This is a genomic window from Streptomyces sp. NBC_01198 (assembly GCF_036010485.1).
In the GTDB taxonomy this organism is placed as follows: Bacteria; Actinomycetota; Actinomycetes; order Streptomycetales; family Streptomycetaceae; genus Actinacidiphila.
This window is the reverse complement of sequence record NZ_CP108568.1, coordinates 2,091,286-2,109,775: the sequence shown is the minus strand read 5'-3', so window position 1 is coordinate 2,109,775 and position 18,490 is coordinate 2,091,286. Positions and strand designations below refer to the sequence as shown.

At 73.7% G+C, this 18,490-nt stretch carries 16 protein-coding genes and 1 pseudogene; 14 read left to right on the top strand and 3 right to left on the bottom strand.

Translation table 11 applies throughout. The features are described 5' to 3' along the window. The first annotated feature begins 67 nt into the window (after window positions 1–67). The 6 genes from rimO to OG702_RS09400 all read left to right on the top strand — a co-directional run bounded on the left by rimO (window position 68) and on the right by OG702_RS09400 (window position 4,618). On the top strand, window positions 68–1,675 hold the full coding sequence (rimO, locus tag OG702_RS09425; RefSeq protein ID WP_327288398.1) for a 30S ribosomal protein S12 methylthiotransferase RimO: 1,608 nt from the start codon (window positions 68–70) through the stop codon (window positions 1,673–1,675). Continuing rightward, window positions 1,672–2,565: a CDP-diacylglycerol--glycerol-3-phosphate 3-phosphatidyltransferase gene (gene pgsA, locus OG702_RS09420; RefSeq protein WP_327288397.1), complete on the top strand. Its 894-nt coding sequence runs from the start codon at window positions 1,672–1,674 to the stop codon at window positions 2,563–2,565. The genes rimO and pgsA overlap by 4 nt, the downstream gene beginning before the upstream one ends. Continuing rightward, window positions 2,562–3,047: a CinA family protein gene (locus OG702_RS09415; RefSeq protein WP_327288396.1), complete on the top strand. Its 486-nt coding sequence runs from the start codon at window positions 2,562–2,564 to the stop codon at window positions 3,045–3,047. The genes pgsA and OG702_RS09415 overlap by 4 nt, the downstream gene beginning before the upstream one ends. Before the next feature lie 165 nt (window positions 3,048–3,212). Next, window positions 3,213–3,605 carry a helix-turn-helix domain-containing protein gene (locus tag OG702_RS09410; RefSeq protein WP_327288395.1) on the top strand — a complete coding sequence of 131 codons (393 nt, stop codon included), beginning with the start codon at window positions 3,213–3,215 and terminating at the stop codon, window positions 3,603–3,605. 140 nt (window positions 3,606–3,745) lie between these two features. Beyond that, window positions 3,746–4,216 (top strand): Dps family protein, encoded by a 471-nt coding sequence (locus tag OG702_RS09405; RefSeq protein ID WP_327288394.1) that lies wholly within the window; start codon window positions 3,746–3,748, stop codon window positions 4,214–4,216. Window positions 4,217–4,411: 195 nt separating this feature from the next. Next, complete coding sequence (locus OG702_RS09400) at window positions 4,412–4,618, top strand: hypothetical protein (protein ID WP_327288393.1); 207 nt, start codon at window positions 4,412–4,414, stop codon at window positions 4,616–4,618. A gap of 34 nt (window positions 4,619–4,652) precedes the next feature. Here the strand turns inward: OG702_RS09400 and OG702_RS09395 are convergent, their stop codons facing one another. Continuing rightward, window positions 4,653–5,453 carry a DNA-formamidopyrimidine glycosylase family protein gene (locus tag OG702_RS09395; protein WP_327288392.1) on the bottom strand — a complete coding sequence of 267 codons (801 nt, stop codon included), beginning with the start codon at window positions 5,451–5,453 and terminating at the stop codon, window positions 4,653–4,655. A gap of 76 nt (window positions 5,454–5,529) precedes the next feature. After that, window positions 5,530–10,185: an ATP-dependent helicase gene (locus tag OG702_RS09390; RefSeq protein ID WP_327288391.1), complete on the bottom strand. Its 4,656-nt coding sequence runs from the start codon at window positions 10,183–10,185 to the stop codon at window positions 5,530–5,532. Between the two features lie 91 nt (window positions 10,186–10,276). Between OG702_RS09390 and OG702_RS09385 the strand changes: the two genes are divergently transcribed. The 7 genes and pseudogenes from OG702_RS09385 to recX form a co-directional block, all read left to right on the top strand. Next, window positions 10,277–11,125 (top strand): AraC family transcriptional regulator, encoded by an 849-nt coding sequence (locus OG702_RS09385; RefSeq protein ID WP_327288390.1) that lies wholly within the window; start codon window positions 10,277–10,279, stop codon window positions 11,123–11,125. Window positions 11,126–11,134: 9 nt separating this feature from the next. Beyond that, complete coding sequence (locus tag OG702_RS09380) at window positions 11,135–11,896, top strand: AzlC family ABC transporter permease (protein WP_327288389.1); 762 nt, start codon at window positions 11,135–11,137, stop codon at window positions 11,894–11,896. Continuing rightward, complete coding sequence (locus OG702_RS09375) at window positions 11,893–12,219, top strand: AzlD domain-containing protein (RefSeq protein ID WP_327288388.1); 327 nt, start codon at window positions 11,893–11,895, stop codon at window positions 12,217–12,219. The genes OG702_RS09380 and OG702_RS09375 overlap by 4 nt, the downstream gene beginning before the upstream one ends. Window positions 12,220–12,265: 46 nt before the next feature. Then, a complete protein-coding gene (locus tag OG702_RS09370; protein ID WP_327288387.1) occupies window positions 12,266–12,460 on the top strand; it encodes a DUF3046 domain-containing protein in 195 nt (64 codons plus the stop codon). 126 nt (window positions 12,461–12,586) lie between these two features. Next, entirely contained in the window at window positions 12,587–13,729 is a 1,143-nt protein-coding gene (locus OG702_RS09365; RefSeq protein WP_442814351.1) for an AI-2E family transporter, read from the top strand. 216 nt (window positions 13,730–13,945) lie between these two features. Next, window positions 13,946–15,070, top strand: a complete 1,125-nt coding sequence (gene recA / locus OG702_RS09360; RefSeq protein ID WP_327288386.1) for a recombinase RecA — start codon at window positions 13,946–13,948, stop codon at window positions 15,068–15,070. Then, window positions 14,967–15,665 (top strand): annotated as a pseudogene (gene recX / locus OG702_RS09355) (recombination regulator RecX); the annotation flags it as partial. The gene recA and the pseudogene recX, both read left to right, overlap by 104 nt. A 48-nt stretch (window positions 15,666–15,713) precedes the next feature. On the opposite strand, the gene OG702_RS09350 reads toward recX, so the two are convergent. Then, entirely contained in the window at window positions 15,714–17,444 is a 1,731-nt protein-coding gene (locus OG702_RS09350) for an FAD-dependent monooxygenase (RefSeq protein ID WP_327288385.1), read from the bottom strand. A 292-nt stretch (window positions 17,445–17,736) separates the two neighbouring features. On the opposite strand from OG702_RS09350, the gene OG702_RS09345 reads away from it, so the two are divergent. Then, the gene (locus OG702_RS09345) at window positions 17,737–18,486 is read left to right on the top strand and encodes a response regulator transcription factor (RefSeq protein ID WP_327288384.1); all 750 of its coding nucleotides are present in this window, start codon (window positions 17,737–17,739) and stop codon (window positions 18,484–18,486) included. The last annotated feature ends 4 nt before the right edge of the window (window positions 18,487–18,490 follow it).

Genomic DNA, 18,490 nt, shown 5'->3' with positions numbered 1-18,490 from the left:
CCGAGGGGTTCCGGCCGTAGCGGCCGAGGCGCGAGGGGCGCGACAGGGCAGCGGGTAGTCTGAGTGCATGCCCGAACCCCGTACCGTCGCCCTTGTCACGCTCGGATGCGCCCGTAATGAAGTGGACTCAGAAGAGCTTGCCGGCCGGCTGGCAGCGGACGGCTGGCAGCTGGTCGAGGACGCCGCGGACGCGGACGTGGCGGTCGTCAACACCTGCGGTTTCGTGGAGGCGGCCAAGAAGGACTCCGTGGACGCCCTGCTGGAGGCCAACGACCTGAAGGACCACGGCCGTACGCAGGCCGTCGTCGCCGTCGGGTGCATGGCGGAGCGGTACGGCAAGGAACTGGCCGACGCGCTGCCGGAGGCCGACGGCGTGCTCGGCTTCGACGACTACGCCGACATCTCCGAGCGGCTGCGCACCATCCTGGCCGGCGGCGTCCACGCGCCGCACACCCCGCGCGACCGCCGCAAGCTGCTCCCGATCAGCCCCGCCGAGCGCCAGGCGTCAACGGTGGCGCTGCCGGGTCACTCGCAGGAGGGTCACCCGAAGGGGGACGCCGCCGCGGTGTCCGGCACGCCCGCGCAGGACGACGGACCGGCCGTGGACCTGGCGGACCTGCCAGCCGGCGTCGCGCCCGCGTCGGGCCCGCGCGCCCCGCTGCGGCGCAGGCTGGACTCAGGCCCGGTCGCCTCGGTGAAGCTCGCCTCCGGCTGCGACCGGCGCTGCACCTTCTGCGCGATCCCGTCCTTCCGCGGCTCCTTCATCTCCCGCCGCCCCTCCGACGTCCTCGGCGAGACCCGCTGGCTGGCGACCCAGGGCGTCAAGGAGGTCATGCTGGTCAGCGAGAACAACACCTCCTACGGCAAGGACCTCGGCGACATCCGGCTGCTGGAGACGCTGCTGCCCGAACTGGCCGCGGTGGACGGCATCGAGCGGGTCCGCGTCAGCTACCTGCAGCCCGCCGAGATGCGCCCCGGGCTCATCGACGCGCTGACCTCCACGCCCGGCGTGGTGCCCTACTTCGACCTGTCCTTCCAGCACTCCGCCCCCGGGGTGCTGCGGGCCATGCGGCGCTTCGGCGACACCGACAGCTTCCTCGAACTGCTCGGCGCGATCCGCGCCAAGGCGCCACAGGCGGGTGTGCGGTCCAACTTCATCGTGGGCTTCCCCGGCGAGACCGAGGCCGACCTGGCGGAGCTCGAGCGCTTCCTCAGCGGCGCCCGGCTCGACGCCATCGGGGTGTTCGGCTACTCCGACGAGGACGGCACCGAGGCGGCAGGCTACGACGGCAAGCTGGACGACGACGTGATCGCCGCCCGGCTGGCCCGGGTCTCCCGCCTCGCCGAGGAGCTGACCGCGCAACGGGCCGAGGAGCGCCTCGGGGACACCGTGCGGGTGCTGGTCGAGGCCGTCGACGAGGAGACCGGCGAGGTAACCGGCCGGGCCGACCACCAGGCGCCGGAGACGGACGGGCAGGTCGTCCTGGTGCCGCAGAGCGGCTCGGCCGGCGGGGACTGGCAGCCGCGGCCGGGGACCTTCGTGACCGCCAAGGTGACCGGGACGCAGGGCGTCGACCTGGTGGCCGAGCCGCTCGGCGGCGCCACCACGATCGGTGCCCCCGCCGCGCCGGCCGACAGCGCGGTCATGGCCGGATCGGCGGTGGTGGGCAGATGAGCGGAGCCCCCGCACCGGCCGAGTCCCCAACCCCGTCGTCGTCCTCCTCGTCCTCTCCGTCGTCCCCCGCCTCCCCTGCCGCGTCGGGCGGGGTGCCGTCCGGATCCACGGTGGCGCCCCCCTCGGTCGTGGAGCCTGCGGCGGGCACCGATCACGCGGGTGACCCGGTGGCGCCGAAGGCCGGCCTGTGGAATATCGCCAACCTGCTGACGATGACCCGGCTGGTGCTGGTCCCCGGCTTCGTCCTGCTGCTGGTCCACGACGGCGGGAACGACCCGAAGTGGCGCTCCTTCGCCTGGGCCGCTTTCGCCGTGGCGATGATCACCGACCTCTTCGACGGCGAGCTGGCCAGGCGCTACGGCCTGGTCACCGACTTCGGCAAGATCGCCGACCCGATCGCGGACAAGGCGATCATGGGGGCCGCGCTGGTCGGGCTGTCCGCGCTGGGCGACCTGCCGTGGTGGGTCACCGCCGTGATCCTCTTCCGCGAGCTGGGCATCACGCTGATGCGGTTCTGGGTGATCAGACACGGGGTGATCCCGGCCAGCCGTGGCGGCAAGCTCAAGACGCTCACGCAGGGCGTCGCGGTCGGCATGTACATCCTGGTGCTGACCGGGCCGCTGGCCAGCGCCCGCGCCTGGCTGATGGCCCTCGCGGTGCTGCTCACGGTGGTGACCGGGCTGGACTACGTCCGGCAGGCCGTGGTGCTGCGGCGGGCCGGCCTCGCGGCGGAGCGCAGGTCGGCCCGGGAGGCCGCGAACTCCGCGGCTTCCTCCCCGGCTACTTCGGGACCTTCGGCTTCCGCCGGGTCGTCCGGCTCCTCCGCTTGCTCTGACGGTGCCGGGGCCGGCGACGGGCCGGGGGACGAGCGGCCCGAGCAGGGCGTATGACGCGCGGGACCGCCGCCGAGGCGCTGCGGCTGCTGGACGAGCGGGGCGGCACGCTGGCGGTCGCCGAGTCGCTGACCGGCGGGCTGCTGGCCGCGGAGCTGACCGGGGTGCCCGGCGCGTCCCGGACCTTCCGCGGATCGGTGACGGCATATGCGACCGCGCTGAAGCAGGAGCTGCTGGGAGTGGACGGCGCACTGCTGGCCGAGCGGGGCGCGGTGGACGCGCGGGTGGCGCGCGAGATGGCCGAGGGCGTACGCCGCAGGCTCGGCGCGGACTGGGGCGCCGCCACCACGGGGGTCGCGGGCCCCGACCCGCAGGACGGGCAGCCGGTGGGCACCGTTTTCGTCGCGGTGGCCGGTCCCGGGGGGGTCGCCGAGGTCACCGCGCTGCTGCTGACCGGCGACCGGACGGCGATCCGCCGGGCGTCCGTGGCCGCCGTACTCGATCTTCTGGTCGAACAGCTCGGGAAGGCCGCCGAATAACGGGCCCGGCGTGCGTTCAGCGGTGCAGGAGGGGGAAGAACAGCGGAGGGCGCGATGTTTGCAGCCCTGAGTGAACACGTCTTAGCTCCCCGCACGGCCGGTGCCCGAGGCGGTACGGTGGGGCGAGTAAGGATGCGGTACCGCGATCCGAGGAGGGAGCCACCGATGATTCTGCTCCGTCGCCTGCTGGGTGACGTGCTGCGTCGGCAGCGCCAGCGCCAGGGCCGCACCCTGCGTGAGGTCTCCTCGTCCGCCCGGGTCTCGCTCGGCTACCTGTCGGAGGTCGAGAGGGGGCAGAAGGAGGCGTCCTCCGAACTGCTCTCAGCCATCTGCGACGCCCTGGACGTACCGATGTCCGAGGTGATGCGTGAGGTCAGCGACGATCTGTCGCTCGCCGAGCTGGCACAGTCCGCGGCGTCCGAGGCCACTGCCGCACCGATGCGGCCGCTGCTCGGCACTGTCACATCGGTCACGTCCGTCACGTCCACCCCGGACGAACGGATCACCATCAAGGCACCGAAGAAGTCCGCGGAAACCGTGAACGTCGTGGCCGCCTGACCCCCTGCGGCCGCCCCACGCGGCGGCGGATCTGCCTTTGCCGTGTTCAGAACGGCGAGGCAGGGTAGGCGGTGAAGGTCCGATACCGGTCACAACCGGCCGTATCGGATCCGAACGCGTCGATCCGCTGGGAGACCCGCATGAGTGTCGTGAAGAGCCCTCTGTCCGAACGCGACGGCAAGGCCGTCGGAGACGCCCTGCAGGGCGCGCTGGTCGATCTCCTCGACCTGTCGCTGCTCGCCAAGCAGGTGCACTGGAACGTGGTGGGCCCGCGATTCAGGTCCATCCACCTCCAGCTCGACGAGGTCGTCGTCAGCGCGAGGGCCCACTCCGACACCGTGGCCGAACGCGCCTCGGCGATCGGCGTGAGCCCGGACGGCCGCGCCGGGACGGTCGCCAAGACCAGCGGCATCGACACGGTCACGGACGGCTGGGTCAAGGATTCCGAGGTCGTCGAGATCATGGTCGCCGCGCTGAGCGCCGTGATCACCCGGATGCGGGAACGCATCGAACTGACGGACAAGCCGGACCCGGTCACCCAGGACATCCTGATCGGCCTCACCGCCGATCTCGAGAAGTTCCACTGGATGTTCCAGGCCGAGAACGCCTGACCGTCCGCTCGCCCGCTCCGGCGGGAAGTACGGGCAGTACGGGGGCCGCCGTGTGCGGCCCCCGCCGCGAACTCGGGGTCAGAGGAGGCGGCCGTGCGTGCGCTTCAGGAACTCCCCACCCCCCTTTACCCTTCTTCGCCCCTCGCCCCCGCTGCACCGTCCCCGCGCCGGTCGGGGCCGCGCCGGCTGGTGCTCATGGCTCGCGTCGCCGGGGGTGCGCTGTGGTGGGGGGCGCTGCTGCGGCTCGCGGTGCACCCCGAGGCGGTCGGCCCCTGGCAGGGCGCGCTGGCCGCGGGCGGCTGGAGTCTCGGCCTGATACCGCTGCACGCCGTGCCGGTACGAATACGGCGACCACGTGCGGCCGCCGAGACGCAGGCGCAGGCGGACGCCACCGCTGCCTGAAGGGCAGGGGCCTGCGACTGACCTACTGGCTGACTTACTGGCCGGGAGTGGGTCCGCGCTGGCACCGCGGACACCAGTACGCCACCCGCCGCTGCGCCGCCGGGCCGTGCTCGCCGCCCCTGACGGGGGTGCCGCAGCGCAGGCACGGCTGGTGCTCCCTGCCGTACACCCAGTGAGTGCGGCCGCGCCGCGTGTCCCCGGTCGTCACATGGCCCGGGCGCGCCTTGTTCGCCTCCAGCAGCCGCTTGGCCAGCGCCACCAGCTTCACCGGCGCTGCGACCTCGCCGAACGGCGTCCACGGGGTCACCCCGCGCAGAAAGCACAGCTCGGCCACGTAGACGTTGCCGATCCCGGCGAGATTGCGCTGGTCGAGCAACGCCTCACCCAGCGGCCGCTCCGGCTGCTCCGCCAGCCGGGTGAGCGCCGCGGCCGCGTCCCACCCGGGACCGAGCAGATCGGGCCCGAGGTGGCCGACGACCTGTGACTCCTCCGCGGTGGGCAGCAGCTCAAGCACCGGCAGCCGGTAGCCGACCGCCGTCCTGGCCTCGTTGCCCAGCACCGCCCGTACCTGATGCTCGGCGCCGCCCCGCCAGCGCTCCCCGGGGGCGTAGAGGTGCCAGGCACCGTCCATCCGCAGATGCGAGTGCAGTGTCAAGCCGCCCTCCAACCGGGTCAGCAGGTGCTTGCCCCGCGGTGTGACCTCCAGCACCTGCCGCCCGCCGAGCTCCACCGTCGCCAGCTGGGGCACCCGCAGCTCCGCCCGCACCAGCGGGCGTCCCGCCAGCGCCGCATCCAGCCGCTGGGCGGTCAGCCACACCGTGTCTCCTTCAGGCACCCCTCCATCATGCCCGCCCGCGTGGCGGTCGGGGGAGCGGGGGCCGCCGGCTGCCGCGCCCGCGGGCTCGCATCGGTCAGCGGGAGTCCCGCAGGCGCAGCCCGCGCGGTGTCGCGTGGAAGCCCGCCGCCTCCAGTGCCCGGCCCAGCGGTGAGGTCAGCGCGGACTCCCCGTTGGCCCGCTCGACCGTGAGCCTGCCCAGTGCCCCCTCCCGCACCGCCAGCGCCAGCGCGTCTGCGGCGGCCTGCGTCCGTATCTCGTCGGTGGGCCAGGCCAGCAGCGTCTTGCCGCCCCGCTCCACGTAGAGGGCGACTTCCCCGTCGGTGAGCACGACCAGGGCGCCCGCCTTGCGCCCGGGCCGGTGTCCGACGCCCGCCGGCTGCTCGGGCCACGGCAGCGCGGCGCCGTACGGGTTGGCCGGGTCCGCGGCGGCCAGCACCACCGTCCTGGCGCGGCCGGTCTGCTCCTCCTCCCGCTCGCGGGCCGTGCTCAGCGCCCGCAGCCGGTCCACCGCTCCGTCCATCGCGAACTGCGCGGCCCCCAGCCCCTCGATCACATAGCCGCGCCGTGCCTGGCCGGTCTCCTCGAACGCCGCCAGCACTCGATACGCCGCCGAGAAACCGCCCTCGACCCCTTCCGCCGCGACCGCGCCCCGGGTCACCACCCCGTGCCGGTCGAGCAGCGCATGGGTGAGCGCATGTGCCCGCAGGGTGGGGTCCTGCTCGGCCACCGGCAGCAGCGACCAGCGCCCCGCGGTGGTCGGCGGGCCGTTGCGTGACGCGGTGGCGCGGGGCACGGCCCGGGAGGCCAGCGAGCTGTAGCGGCCGCGCGGCACCGCCCGGGGTGCCCGGTGCGCGGTCGCCCCCGCGGTGCGGCCGGATCCGAGCAGGGCTCGCAGCGGCGCCAGCGTGTCGTTGGTGAGCCGGCCCGACCAGGCCAGATCCCAGACGGCGTCGGCGAGTTGCGGCTCGGTGACATCCAGGCCGCCGGCCCGCACCTGGTCGGCGATCTGCCGGAAGAACAGCCCGTAGCCCCCGGACAGCGCGGTCAGCACGGCCTGATGCACCGGGGTGAGCTCCAACGGCTGCGGGGCGGGCAGGAGCAGCGGAGCCGTGTCGGCCGGATACAGCGACACCCAGCCGTCCTTGCCGGGCAGCGCACCGGCGCCTGCCCACAGGATCTCCCCGGAGGCGGTCAGCTCGTCCAGCATCGCCGGGCTGTAGCCGGTGACCCGGGAGGGCAGCACCAGCTTCTCCAGCGCGGACGCCGGCACCGAAGCGCCCTGCAACTGCTCCACCGCCCGGGCCAGGCCGTCCATCCCGCGCAGGCTGTGGGTGCCGACGTGCTGCCACTGCGGCAGGAAGACGCCCAGCGTCGCCGGCGGCACCGGTTCCAGCTCCTGCCGGAGCGCCGCCAGGGACCTGCGCCGCAGCCGGCGCAGCACTGCCGCGTCGCACCACTCCTGACCCGCGCCACCGGGCCTGAACTCGCCCTGCACCACGCGGCCCGCCGCACCCAGCCGGTGCAGCACCCCGTCGGCCACCGCTGCCCCGAGCCCGAACCGGCCCGCCGCCTCCCCGGTGGTGAACGGCCCGTGCGTGCGGGCGTAGCGGGCCAGCAGATCGCCCAGCGGATCCTTCACCGGCTCGGTGAAGGCCACCGGCACCCCCACCGGCAGCGCGGTGCCCAGCGCGTCACGCAGCCGCCCCGCGTCCTCGACCGCCGCCCAGTGCTCGGCGCCGGCGATGCGCACCCGGATCGCCCGCCGGGCGGACTCCAGCTCCTCCGCCCAGGCCGGATCCGCGCCCCTGACCGACAGCTCCGCCCCGGTCAGCGGTCCCAGCAGCCGCAGCAGGTCCGCGACACCCTCGGCGCTCCTGGCCCTGCGGTCCTCGGTCAGCCACTGCAGCTCGCGGTCCAGTTCGGCCAGCACGTCGGCGTCCAGCAGCTCACGCAGTTCGGCCTGGCCCAGCAGTTCCGCCAGCAGCCGCGAGTCCAGCGAGAGCGCGGCCGCCCGCCGCTCCGCCAGCGGCGAATCCCCCTCGTAGAGGAACTGCGCGACGTAGCCGAACAGCAGTGACCTGGCGAAGGGCGACGGCTCGCTCGTGGTGACCTCGACCAGCCGCACCCGGCGGGCCTCGATGTCGCCCATCAACTCCACCAGCCCCGGCACGTCGAAGACGTCCTGCAGGCACTCGCGTACCGCCTCGAGCACGATCGGGAACGAGCCGTACTCCGAGGCGACCTCGAGCAGCTGGGAGGCCCGCTGGCGCTGCTGCCACAGCGGAGTGCGCTTGCCCGGGCTGCGGCGCGGCAGCAGCAGTGCGCGGGCCGCGCACTCGCGGAACCGGGAGGCGAACAGCGCGGAGCCGCCCACCTGGTCGGTCACCAGCTGCTCGACCTCGTTCTTGTCGAAGGCGACATCCGCCGCCCCGACCGGCGACTGCTCGGGGTCGAACTCCGCCCCGTGCTGCACCGGGGCCGCGTCCAGCAGGTCGAGTCCCATCAGATCGGCGTCCGGCAGCCGGAGCACTATGCCGTCGTCGGCATGCATCGCCTGCGCGTCCAGGCCGTACTTCTCCTGGAGCCGGGCGCCGAGCGCCAGCGCCCAGGGGGCGTGCACCTGCGCGCCGAACGGGGAGTGGATGATCACCCGCCAGTCACCCAGCTCGTCGCGGAAGCGCTCGACCACGATCGTCCGGTCGTCGGGGATGTGGCCGCAGGCCTGCCGCTGCTCGGTGAGATAGGCCAGCACGTTGTCGGCGGCCCAGGTGTCGAGGCCCGCCGCGGACAGCCGCTCCCTGGCCGGCCCTTCGGTGAGCGCGCCCACCTCCCGCAGCCACGCGCCCAGCGCCCGGCCGAGCTCCAGCGGGCGGCCGAGCTGGTCGCCCTTCCAGAAGGGCAGCCGCCCCGGCACCCCGGGTGCCGGCGAGACCAGCACCCGGTCCCTGGTGATGTCCTCGATCCGCCAGGACGTCGTACCCAGGGTGAAGACATCGCCGACGCGGGACTCGTAGACCATCTCCTCGTCCAGCTCACCGACCCGGCCGCCGCCCTTCTTCGGGTCGGCGCCCGCAAGGAACACCCCGAACAGGCCGCGGTCCGGGATGGTGCCGCCCGAGGTCACGGCGAGCCGCTGCGCCCCCGGCCGGCCGGTCACCGTGTTCGCCACCCGGTCCCACACCAGGCGCGGGCGCAGTTCGGCGAAGGCGTCGGAGGGATAGCGCCCCGCGAGCATGTCGAGCACCGCCGTGTAGGCGGAGTGCGGCAGGGAGGCGAAGGGCGCCGCGCGCCGCACGACCACCAGCAACTCGTCGACGTCCCAGCTGTCCAGCGCCGTCATAGCGACGATCTGCTGGGCCAGCACGTCCAGCGGATTGGCGGGCACCCGCAGCGACTCGATCGCCCCCGCCCGCATCCGCTCGGTGACCACCGCGGACTGCACCAGGTCACCGCGGTACTTGGGGAAGACCACACCGGTGGACACCGCACCGACCTGGTGGCCGGCCCGGCCGACGCGTTGGAGTCCCGACGCCACCGAGGGCGGCGACTCCACCTGGACGACGAGGTCGACGGCCCCCATGTCGATCCCCAGCTCCAGGCTGGAGGTGGCGACGACGGCCGGCAGCCGGCCGGCTTTCAGGTCCTCCTCGACCAGCGCGCGCTGCTCCTTGGACACCGACCCGTGGTGTGCGCGGGCCAGCACCGCCGGGGCGCCGCGGGCCGCACCCGACTGGGCCATGACCTCGGCGGGGGAGTGGGCCTCCGGCAGCGGCTCGCCCTCCGCCCGCTCGTGGCCGATCTCGTTGAGCCGGTTGCAGAGCCGTTCTGCGAGCCGGCGCGAGTTGGCGAAGACGATCGTGGAGCGGTGCGCCTGCACCAGATCGGCGATCCGCTCCTCCACGTGCGGCCAGATCGACGGCCGCTCGGCCGGACCGGCTGCGGGGCCGCTGTGTTCTGCCTGGTCGGCGACCGGCGATCCGCCCAGCTCGGCCAGATCCTCCACCGGCACCACGACCGAGAGGTGGAACTTCTTCTGCGACGGCGGCTGGACGACGGTCACCCTGCGCTGCGGGGACAGATAGCGGGCGATCTCGTCCACCGGCCGTACGGTTGCCGACAGCCCGATCCGGCGCGCGGGCCGCTCCAGCAGGTGGTCGAGGCGTTCCAGCGACAGGGCCAGGTGGGCACCGCGCTTGGTGCCCGCCACCGCGTGCACCTCGTCCAGGATCACCGTCTCGACCCCGCTCAGTGCCTCGCGGGCGGCGGAGGTGAGCATGAGGAAGAGCGATTCCGGAGTGGTGATCAGGATGTCGGGCGGCCTGGTGACCAGTGCGCGCCGCTCGGCGGGCGGGGTGTCGCCGGAGCGGATGCCGACCCGCACCTCCGGCTCGGGCAGCCCGAGGCGTACCGACTCCTGGCGCAGGCCGGCGAGCGGGCTGCGCAGATTGCGCTCCACGTCCACCGCCAGGGCCTTCAGCGGGGAGACGTACAGCACCCGGCAGCGCCTGCGGGCCTCGGCCGGCGGCGGGGTGGCCGCCAGCCTGTCGAGGGCGGCCAGGAAGGCGGCGAGTGTCTTGCCGGAGCCGGTGGGCGCGACGACCAGCACGTCGGAGTCCTCGGCGATGGCCGTCCACGCCCCGGCCTGGGCGGGAGTGGGCTCGCTGAACGCCCCCGTGAACCACGCGCGGGTGGCGGGGGAGAAAGCGTCGAGGCTGTTGCGACTGGACATGCCACCATCCTGCCTCGCCGGACCGACAGCGTGCTGAGTCAGCGGGGCGACCTGTGGATAACTCCTGGCGCGGCCACGCCACAATGGCCGCATGACCCCGCGCGAGCAGGCCAGACACTGGGAGCACCCGGCGCTGCCCGGCGTGGACCTGCTGCGGGCCCGTTATGTCCGCCACACCTTCTCCCGGCATGCTCATGACGGCTACGTGATCGCGGTGGTGACCGCGGGAGTGGAAGGTATCGGCCTGCCGGACGGGGCCGAGCTGGCCGGTGCGGGCGGAGTGGTGCTGATCAACCCCGAGACACCGCACTCTGCCTACGCGGGCACCGAGGAGGGCTGGGCCTATCAGGTCCTCTATCCCGCCCGGGAGGTCGTCGCCGCGGTCGCCGCCGACCTCTCCGTGCCGCGCGGCACCGCGGCCTTCGACACCACCGTCCTGCACGACCCCGTCACGGCCCGGATGATCGCCGACGTCCACGCGGCCGCGGAGAGCGACAACGCGCTGGCGGCCGACACGTGTCTGCGGCTGCTGCTGGCCCGGCTGCTCGCCCGGCACGGTGCCGGCCCCACCGCCGCCCGCGGCCGTTCCGGCGGGCAGGCCGTCGCCGCCCGGGCCCGCGAGCTGCTGGCGGCACGGCTCGCGGAGCCGCCGAGCCTGGCACAGCTCGCCGCCGAGCTCGGCACCAGCCCCTTCGCGCTGCTGCGGGCGTTCAGATCGCGCTACGGGCTGCCCCCGCACGCCTGGCTGACCGGCGAGCGCGTGAAGGAGGCCCGCAGGCTGCTGGACGCCGGCATCGCTCCCGCGGCCACCGCGGCCACCGTCGGCTTCACCGACCAGTCACACCTCAACCGCCACTTCACCCGGATCGTCGGCGTGCCGCCCGGGGCGTACCAGCGCGAGCGCAAGAACGTACAAGACCCGCTGCCGGACGCTTCCTAAGCTGGGCGGATGACCGCACCACCGATACCCGACCGGGCCGCGGACCGGCCGCCACCCCGCTCCCGCGTGGTCCGCGACGCCCTCGGCGTCGGAGTCGCCGTGGGCCTGTCCGGCTTCGCCTTCGGCGTGACCGCGGCCGGCGCCGGCCTCACGGTGCCGCAGAGCTGCGCGCTGTCCCTGCTGGTCTTCACCGGCGCCTCCCAGTTCGCCCTGGTCGGAGCGCTCGGCGCGGGCGGCAACCCCTTCGCGGCGACGGCCGGCGCGCTCTTCCTCGGCGCCCGCAACGCCTTCTACGGTCTGCGGCTCTCACAGCTCCTCCGCTTCCGGGCGGCGCTGCGCCCGCTGGCGGCGCAGTGGGTCATCGACGAGACGTCCGCGGTGGCGCTCGCCCAACGGGGCGAGGCTGCTGCCAGGCTCGGCTTCACCGTGACCGGCGCGAGCCTGTACGTGCTGTGGAATCTCACCACCCTGCTCGGGGCGCTGGGCGCCGCCGCGCTCGGCGACCCCGCCGCCTGGGGTCTGGACGCCGCCGGTCCCGCCGTCTTCCTCGCCCTGCTCGCCCCCATGGTCAAGGGCCGCACCGAACGTGCCGTGGCGGCGCTCGCCGTGCTGCTCGCCCTGGCGGCGCTGCCCCTGCTGCCGGCCGGAGTGCCGGTGCTGGTCGCCGCCCTGGCGGCGCCGCTGGTGCTGGCCACCCGCCGGCGCGGCCGCGCCGGCGACGCAGCCGGCGCCGCACCGGCCGGGCCCGTACGGCAGGAGCCGGAGCAATGAGCGTCGGCGCAGGCACCTGGACGGCGATCCTGCTGACCGCGGCCGGCTGCTACGCGGTGAAGCTGCTTGGCCTGTCGGTACCCGCCGGGCTGCTGGAAAGGCCGCTGGTCAAACGGCTCGCGGCGCTGGTGCCGATCGCGCTGCTCGCCGCGCTCACCGCACTGCAGACCTTCGGGACCGACCAGCTGCGGCTCACCGTCGACGCCCGAGCCGCGGGGCTCGCCGCCGCCTTGGTCGCGGTGCTGCTGCGGGCACCCTTCCTGGTGGTCATCGCGGCGGCGGTCGTCGTCACCGCGGCCGTACGCGCGCTGTCCGGCATATGACGACGCCGCGCCGGATCCACCGGCACGGCGCGCGATACTGGCAGCCATGCGGTTGACGATTTTCTGGGAACGAATGCGCGCTCAGTTCGGTGACGCCTACGCCGACTCCTTCGCGCGTGACCATGTCATGGCGGAACTGGGCGGCCGTACGGTCCACCAGGCACTGGACGACGGCTGGGAGACCAAGGACGTCTGGCGTGCCGTGTGCGCCGCGATGGACGTGCCCGCCGCCCGGCGCTGACCCGATGCCGGGCGGACACCCTGCGGTGTCCGTCCGGCACCGGTGCCGGATGCGCGCCGGGCGCACTCGCTGCGCCGAATGAGTCGATATCAGGACTTTCCTCCCGCACGAGGTGACACTTGGCGCGTGGCAGGAAGCGACGACACCCCCGGTCCTGCCCCACCACCTGCCCCGCCACCGCCCGGCGGACCCGGTGCACACGGCACCCCGCGTCCACCCCGCGCCCGTATGCCCAGGTGGCTGCCGCGCGCGTTGGTACTGGCGCTCGCGCTCATCGCCGGCTACCAGTTCGCGCACTGGGCCTTCGACCGGCTTCTCGGGCTGCTCGTCAACGTTCTGGTCGCGTTCTTCTGTGCCGTGGCCATCGAGCCCGCCGTGGCGTGGATGGCCGGCCGCGGGATCCGCCGCGGGGCTGCCACCGGGCTGGTCATGCTCATCGTGCTGGTCGCCGCGGCGGGCTTCGTGCTGGCGCTCGGTTCGCTGCTGTTCGATCAGATCGGCACCATCGTGCGCAATCTGCCGCAGTACGTGGACGACATCGTCGGGTGGATCAACAGGACCTTCCACTCCCACCTCGACGCCGACAAGCTCCGGGACAACGCCTTGCACTCCAACTGGGTACGCACGTATCTGGCGAACGGCGCGAGCGGCGTGTGGGGGCTGTCGGCCACCGTCGTCGGCACCGTCTTCCAGATCTTCACCGTGCTGCTGTTCACCTTCTACTTCGCCGCCGACGGCCCGCGGCTGCGGCGCACGCTGTGCTCCATGCTTCCCCCCGCCCGGCAGGCCGAGGTGCTGCGGGCCTGGGAGATCGCGGTCGCCAAGACCGGCGGCTACCTCTACTCCCGGGCACTGATGGCGCTGATCTCCGGGGTCGCGCACTACATCCTGCTCCAGGCGCTCGGGGTGCCCTACGCGCCCGCGCTCGCCGTGTGGGTCGGGCTGGTCTCGCAGTTCATCCCGACCGTCGGAACCTACCTGGCAGGCGCGCTGCCGGTCCTGATCGCACTCACCGAGAACCCGTGGGACGCCCTGTGGGTGCTGATCTTCGTCGTGGTCTACCAGCAGTTCGAGAACTACCTGCTCCAGCCGCGGATCACCGCACGGGCCGTGGACATCCACCCGGCGGTCGCCTTCGGCTCGGTCGTCGCCGGCACGGCCCTGCTCGGCGCGGTCGGCGCCCTCATCGCGATCCCCGCCACCGCCACTCTGCAGGGCTTCTTCGCGGCCTACGTGCGGCGCTACGAGGTGACCGACCCCCGGGTCTGACGGCTCCGGCGGGTCGCTTGACACGGAATTCGAACATCCATTCTTATGGAAGCGCCGGACGGATTTCCGGGTCGGCGGCGTGGATTCGGGCCGGAACAACCGGCCGGGACCGCCCGAGTTATCCACAGGCCGGAGCGACGTCCGGGCGCATTGTCAGTGGCAGGCGCTAGCGTCGTGGACGTGAAGCGATCGAACCAGACATCCCGGGTGGAGCCCATGGCAGGAAACGACCGCGACAAGGCGCTCGACGCCGCGCTCGCGCAGATTGAACGGCAGTTCGGCAAAGGCGCCGTCATGCGCCTCGGCGACCGGCCGAATGAGCCCATCGAGGTCATTCCCACCGGGTCGACCGCCCTGGACGTGGCCCTCGGCGTCGGCGGACTGCCGCGCGGCCGGGTGGTGGAGGTGTACGGCCCGGAGTCCTCGGGCAAGACCACGCTGACCCTGCACGCGGTGGCCAACGCGCAGAAGGCCGGCGGCACGGTGGCGTTCGTGGACGCCGAGCACGCCCTCGACCCCGACTACGCCAAGGCGCTCGGCGTCGACACCGACAACCTGCTGCTGTCCCAGCCGGACACCGGCGAGCAGGCGCTCGAAATCGTCGACATGCTGGTCCGCTCCGGCGCCATCGACCTCATCGTGATCGACTCCGTGGCAGCCCTCGTGCCGCGGGCCGAGATCGAGGGCGAGATGGGCGACTCGCACGTGGGTCTCCAGGCCCGGCTGATGAGCCAGGCGCTCCGCAAGATCACCAGCGCGCTCAACCAGTCGAAGACCACCGCGATCTTCATCAACCAGCTCCGCGAGAAGATCGGTGTGATGTTCGGCTCGCCGGAGACCACCACCGGTGGCCGCGCGCTGAAGTTCTACGCGTCCGTCCGGCTGGACATCCGCCGGATCGAGACGCTCAAGGACGGCACCGACGCGGTCGGCAACCGCACCCGCGTCAAGGTCGTCAAGAACAAGGTCGCACCGCCCTTCAAGCAGGCCGAGTTCGACATCCTCTACGGCCATGGCATCAGCCGCGAGGGCGGCCTGATCGACATGGGCGTCGAGCACGGCTTCGTCCGCAAGTCCGGCGCCTGGTACACGTACGAGGGCGACCAGCTCGGCCAGGGCAAGGAGAACGTCCGCAACTTCCTCAAGGACAACCCGGACCTGGCGGACGAGATCGAGAAGCGGATCAAGGAGAAGCTGGGCGTCGGCGTCCCCCGGACCGAGGCGCCGGCGGCGCTGCCGGGCCCCGACGCGGCAGGTGCCGTGGTGCCGGCCAAGGCCGAGGTCCCGGCGCCGGCGCCGGCGCCGAAGAAGGCTGCCAAGGCCACCGCTGCCAAGGCCTGACGCCATGGCGCGCAGGTCCCAGGAGCGCGGCGGCTCTTCCGAGTCGAGGGCCTCGCAAGAGCCGCCGCTCGATCCCGAGGAGCAGGCGCGGGCGCTGTGCCTGCGCCTGCTCACCGGGACTCCTCGCACACGCCGGCAGCTCGCCGACGCCATGCGCAAGCGGGAGATCCCCGACGAGGTCGCGGAACACGTCCTGGAGCGCTTCCAGGACGTGGGACTGATCGACGACCAGGCGTTCGCCAACGCATGGGTGGAGTCCCGGCACCGCGGCCGCGGCCTGGCCCGGCGGGCCCTCGCCCAAGAGCTGCGGCACCGCGGGGTGGAGGCCGAGCTGGTGACCGAGGCCGTCGGCCTGCTCGACGCCGAGCAGGAGGAGGAGACGGCCCGAGCCCTCGTGCAGCGGCGGCTGCCCGGTACCCGCGGTCTGGACCGGGACCGGCGGATCCGGCGACTGGCCGGGATGCTCGCCCGCAAGGGATATGGCGAGGGGCTGGCTCTGCGAGTGGTCCGCGACGCCCTCGCCCGGGAGAAGGAGGCCGACGCCGACAGTGCCGAGTCCTGGCCCGGCACCGAGGGGCTGGACCCGTGGGAGTAGCCCAGCCAAGTGGCCGCCGGCCGGCACGCGACCCGCACCGGCCGACGCCTACCGCGTACGCCCGCTGACGCGCGCACCCGATGCGCCGCTCCCCGGCACTCGGCGGGCAGCGGGGTGCTGACCACCGCCGTCCGGGGCGTCGCCGTCCGGCCCGTCGTCCTCGTCGCCGCCGACCGCGGTCGGCGGACCGCCGCGGGCCAGGTCGGCGTAGGAGTACAGCTCGGCGGGGCGGCAGCCGACCATGGCCGTGACCAGATGTCCGTCCGGCCGGATCAGCAGCACGCTGTGCGCCGTCGCGCCCGGATAGGTCTCGGCCACCAGCAGCTCCGCGGACGTGGGCAGCGCGGCCACCGCCGACGCCAGCCGGGGCATCAGCCCGGCCGTCAACCAGTGCCTGCTCTCCCACACCCCGGTGCCTGGCGCGATCAGGAGCACGACCAGCCCCTGGCCCAGCCGGTCCCGCAACCGTCCGACCGTGCCGTCGAGCGCTGTCACCTGCACGTCGACGACCTGGCCGCCCGGCGGGGTGTCGCACCCCGCCACCAGTGGCGACGCCCCGGACCTGCCGCCGCCCGACCGCGGTGCGGGCAGCGCCAGCGGCGACCGCGCGTAGACCCGGGAGCCGGCCGCGGCGCCGCGCCCCAGGTGGCTGTCGGTCAGCAGTTCCGCCTGCCCGCGTGCCGACCCCGACAGCACCGACTGGCGCACGGTCTGCCAGGTGCCGCTCGCCCGGAGCAGCGGAAGCACCTGGTCGGTGGCCCTCAGCCGGGCGCCGACCGCGCCGCGCCGCTCGGCCTCGTAGCTGTGGAGCAGCAGCTTGGAGGCGCCGTCGTGCCAGGCGAGGGCCAGCTTCCAGGAGAGGTTCTCGGCGTCCCGCAGCCCCTCCTCGACGCTCTGCGCCCCGAGCGCGCCCATCAGATGTGCGGCGTCCCCGGCCAGGAAGACCCGTCCGGACCGCCAGCGCCTGGCCAGCCGCTGGTGCACCGAGTAGTCGGCGGAGCCCACGACCTCGTACGGCACGACGCTGCCGCACCAGGCGGTGAGCGTGCCGCGCAGCCGCTCCACCAGGGCGTCGGGGGTGAGCGCGCGGGCCTGCACCGGCAGCAGCCAGTCCAGCCGCCACAGCCCGTCGGGCAGCGGCCGCGCCGTCACCTCCTGGCCGGCCGGCGCGCCCGGCGGGTCACGGTGCAGCAGCGCCACGCCCGGCTCGGGCAGTTCGGCGCGCACCACGGCCACGGCGTGTCGGTCCACCGCCGTGCGTCCCGGGAAGCGCACCCCCAGCAGCTTGCGCACCGTCGAACGCGGGCCGTCGCACCCGACCAGGTGACTGCCCCGCCACCACGTCTCGTGCGAGCCTGTGGTGTGCACTGTGACCCCATGGCCGTCCTGCTCCAGCGCGTCCACCCGGCAGCCCGCCACGATGCGGACGGAGCCGCAGCCCAGCAGCGCCTGCCGCAGGCCGTTCTCCAGCCGGTGCTGTGCGATGTGCAGCGGGGCGTCATCCGCTCCGAAGTCGATCCGCGCCACCTCGGCACGGCGGCGCACGGTGCGCCAGCCGGTCCAGGCGATGCCGTCCTCGCGCACGGCGGGGCAGCCCAGCCGCTCGACCAGCGCGACGGCCGCCGGACCCAGCACGGCGGTGCGCGAGCGCCGCAGCCCCTCGGCGTCGGCGATCACCTCCGCCTCGTCCAGGAGGATGACGGGGACGTCGCGGCGGGCCAGCGCGAGGGCGAGGGTCAGGCCCACCGGGCCCGCCCCCGCGACGATCACCGGGTCCACTGAGCGGCCCCCGGAAGAAGTGCGGTCACAAAGCGTATGCAACCCACTGCGCCTGCCCACGTCAAGCGACAGTCGCACGTCGGCGCGGTGCGCGGGCGGCGCATCGGGCGCATGCCGTATGCGCCGCACGGCCCGCTTGACGCGTACCGGCTCGGTAACGGTCGGCACCGTGAGCCGGTACCCCCTTGACGCACCCCCGGCCGATCGGCGTGGATTCGGTCACAGATGTCGGGCACGTACGATCCTGGCCGGATGCGGTCGGACGTCGCAGGACAGAGGGAGGAGACCCCAGATGCGGCTGCTGCTGGTGGAGGACGACGACCGGGTTGCCGCGGCCGTCTCCGCACTCCTCGGCAAGCACGGATTCGACGTCAGGCACGCCCGCAGCGGTGAGGAGGCGATCCAGGCGCTGCTGCCCGACGGCGGCCCGGCCTTCGACTGCGTCCTGCTCGACCTCGGGCTGCCCGACCAGGACGGATTCGAGGTGTGCAGCCGGATCAGGCGCAGGACCGCCACGCCGGTGATCATGGTGACCGCCCGCGCCGATGTCAGATCCCGGATCCACGGTCTCAACCTGGGCGCCGACGACTACATCGTGAAGCCGTACGACACCGGGGAGTTGCTCGCCCGCATCCATGCCGTCAGCCGCCGCCCGCCGCTCAACCCGACCGGCCTGCTGCCCCCCGGGGCGCCGCCCGGCGCCGTACCTGCCGCGCAGACCGCCCTACCCGCCGCGCAGCGCACCCGGCTGGTGCTCGGCCCGATCGCCATCGAACTGCCCACCCGCCGGGTCACCGTGGACGGCGATCCGATCGTGCTGACCCGCAAGGAGTTCGACCTGCTGGCGCTGCTCGCCGGGCGGCCGGGAGTGGTCTTCCGCCGGGAGCAGATCATCAGCGAGGTGTGGCGGACCGCGTGGGAGGGCACCGGCCGCACCCTTGAGGTCCATGTGGCGTCGCTGCGTTCCAAGCTGCGCACCCCGGCCATGATCGAGACGGTGCGCGGCGTCGGCTACCGCCTCGTCGTGCCGTCCGCCGGCTGACCCG

What these genes read in the sequence shown, in the direction of transcription:
- rimO (WP_327288398.1), top strand. Translation starts at nt 68, where the DNA reads ATGCCCGAACCCCGTACCGTCGCCCTTGTCACGCTCGGATGCGCCCGT.
- pgsA (WP_327288397.1), top strand. Translation starts at nt 1,672, where the DNA reads ATGAGCGGAGCCCCCGCACCGGCCGAGTCCCCAACCCCGTCGTCGTCC.
- OG702_RS09415 (WP_327288396.1), top strand. Translation starts at nt 2,562, where the DNA reads ATGACGCGCGGGACCGCCGCCGAGGCGCTGCGGCTGCTGGACGAGCGG.
- OG702_RS09410 (WP_327288395.1), top strand. Translation starts at nt 3,213, where the DNA reads ATGATTCTGCTCCGTCGCCTGCTGGGTGACGTGCTGCGTCGGCAGCGC.
- OG702_RS09405 (WP_327288394.1), top strand. Translation starts at nt 3,746, where the DNA reads ATGAGTGTCGTGAAGAGCCCTCTGTCCGAACGCGACGGCAAGGCCGTC.
- OG702_RS09400 (WP_327288393.1), top strand. Translation starts at nt 4,412, where the DNA reads ATGGCTCGCGTCGCCGGGGGTGCGCTGTGGTGGGGGGCGCTGCTGCGG.
- OG702_RS09390 (WP_327288391.1), bottom strand. Translation starts at nt 10,185, where the DNA reads ATGTCCAGTCGCAACAGCCTCGACGCTTTCTCCCCCGCCACCCGCGCG.
- OG702_RS09385 (WP_327288390.1), top strand. Translation starts at nt 10,277, where the DNA reads ATGACCCCGCGCGAGCAGGCCAGACACTGGGAGCACCCGGCGCTGCCC.
- OG702_RS09380 (WP_327288389.1), top strand. Translation starts at nt 11,135, where the DNA reads ATGACCGCACCACCGATACCCGACCGGGCCGCGGACCGGCCGCCACCC.
- OG702_RS09375 (WP_327288388.1), top strand. Translation starts at nt 11,893, where the DNA reads ATGAGCGTCGGCGCAGGCACCTGGACGGCGATCCTGCTGACCGCGGCC.
- OG702_RS09370 (WP_327288387.1), top strand. Translation starts at nt 12,266, where the DNA reads ATGCGGTTGACGATTTTCTGGGAACGAATGCGCGCTCAGTTCGGTGAC.
- recA (WP_327288386.1), top strand. Translation starts at nt 13,946, where the DNA reads ATGGCAGGAAACGACCGCGACAAGGCGCTCGACGCCGCGCTCGCGCAG.
- OG702_RS09345 (WP_327288384.1), top strand. Translation starts at nt 17,737, where the DNA reads ATGCGGCTGCTGCTGGTGGAGGACGACGACCGGGTTGCCGCGGCCGTC.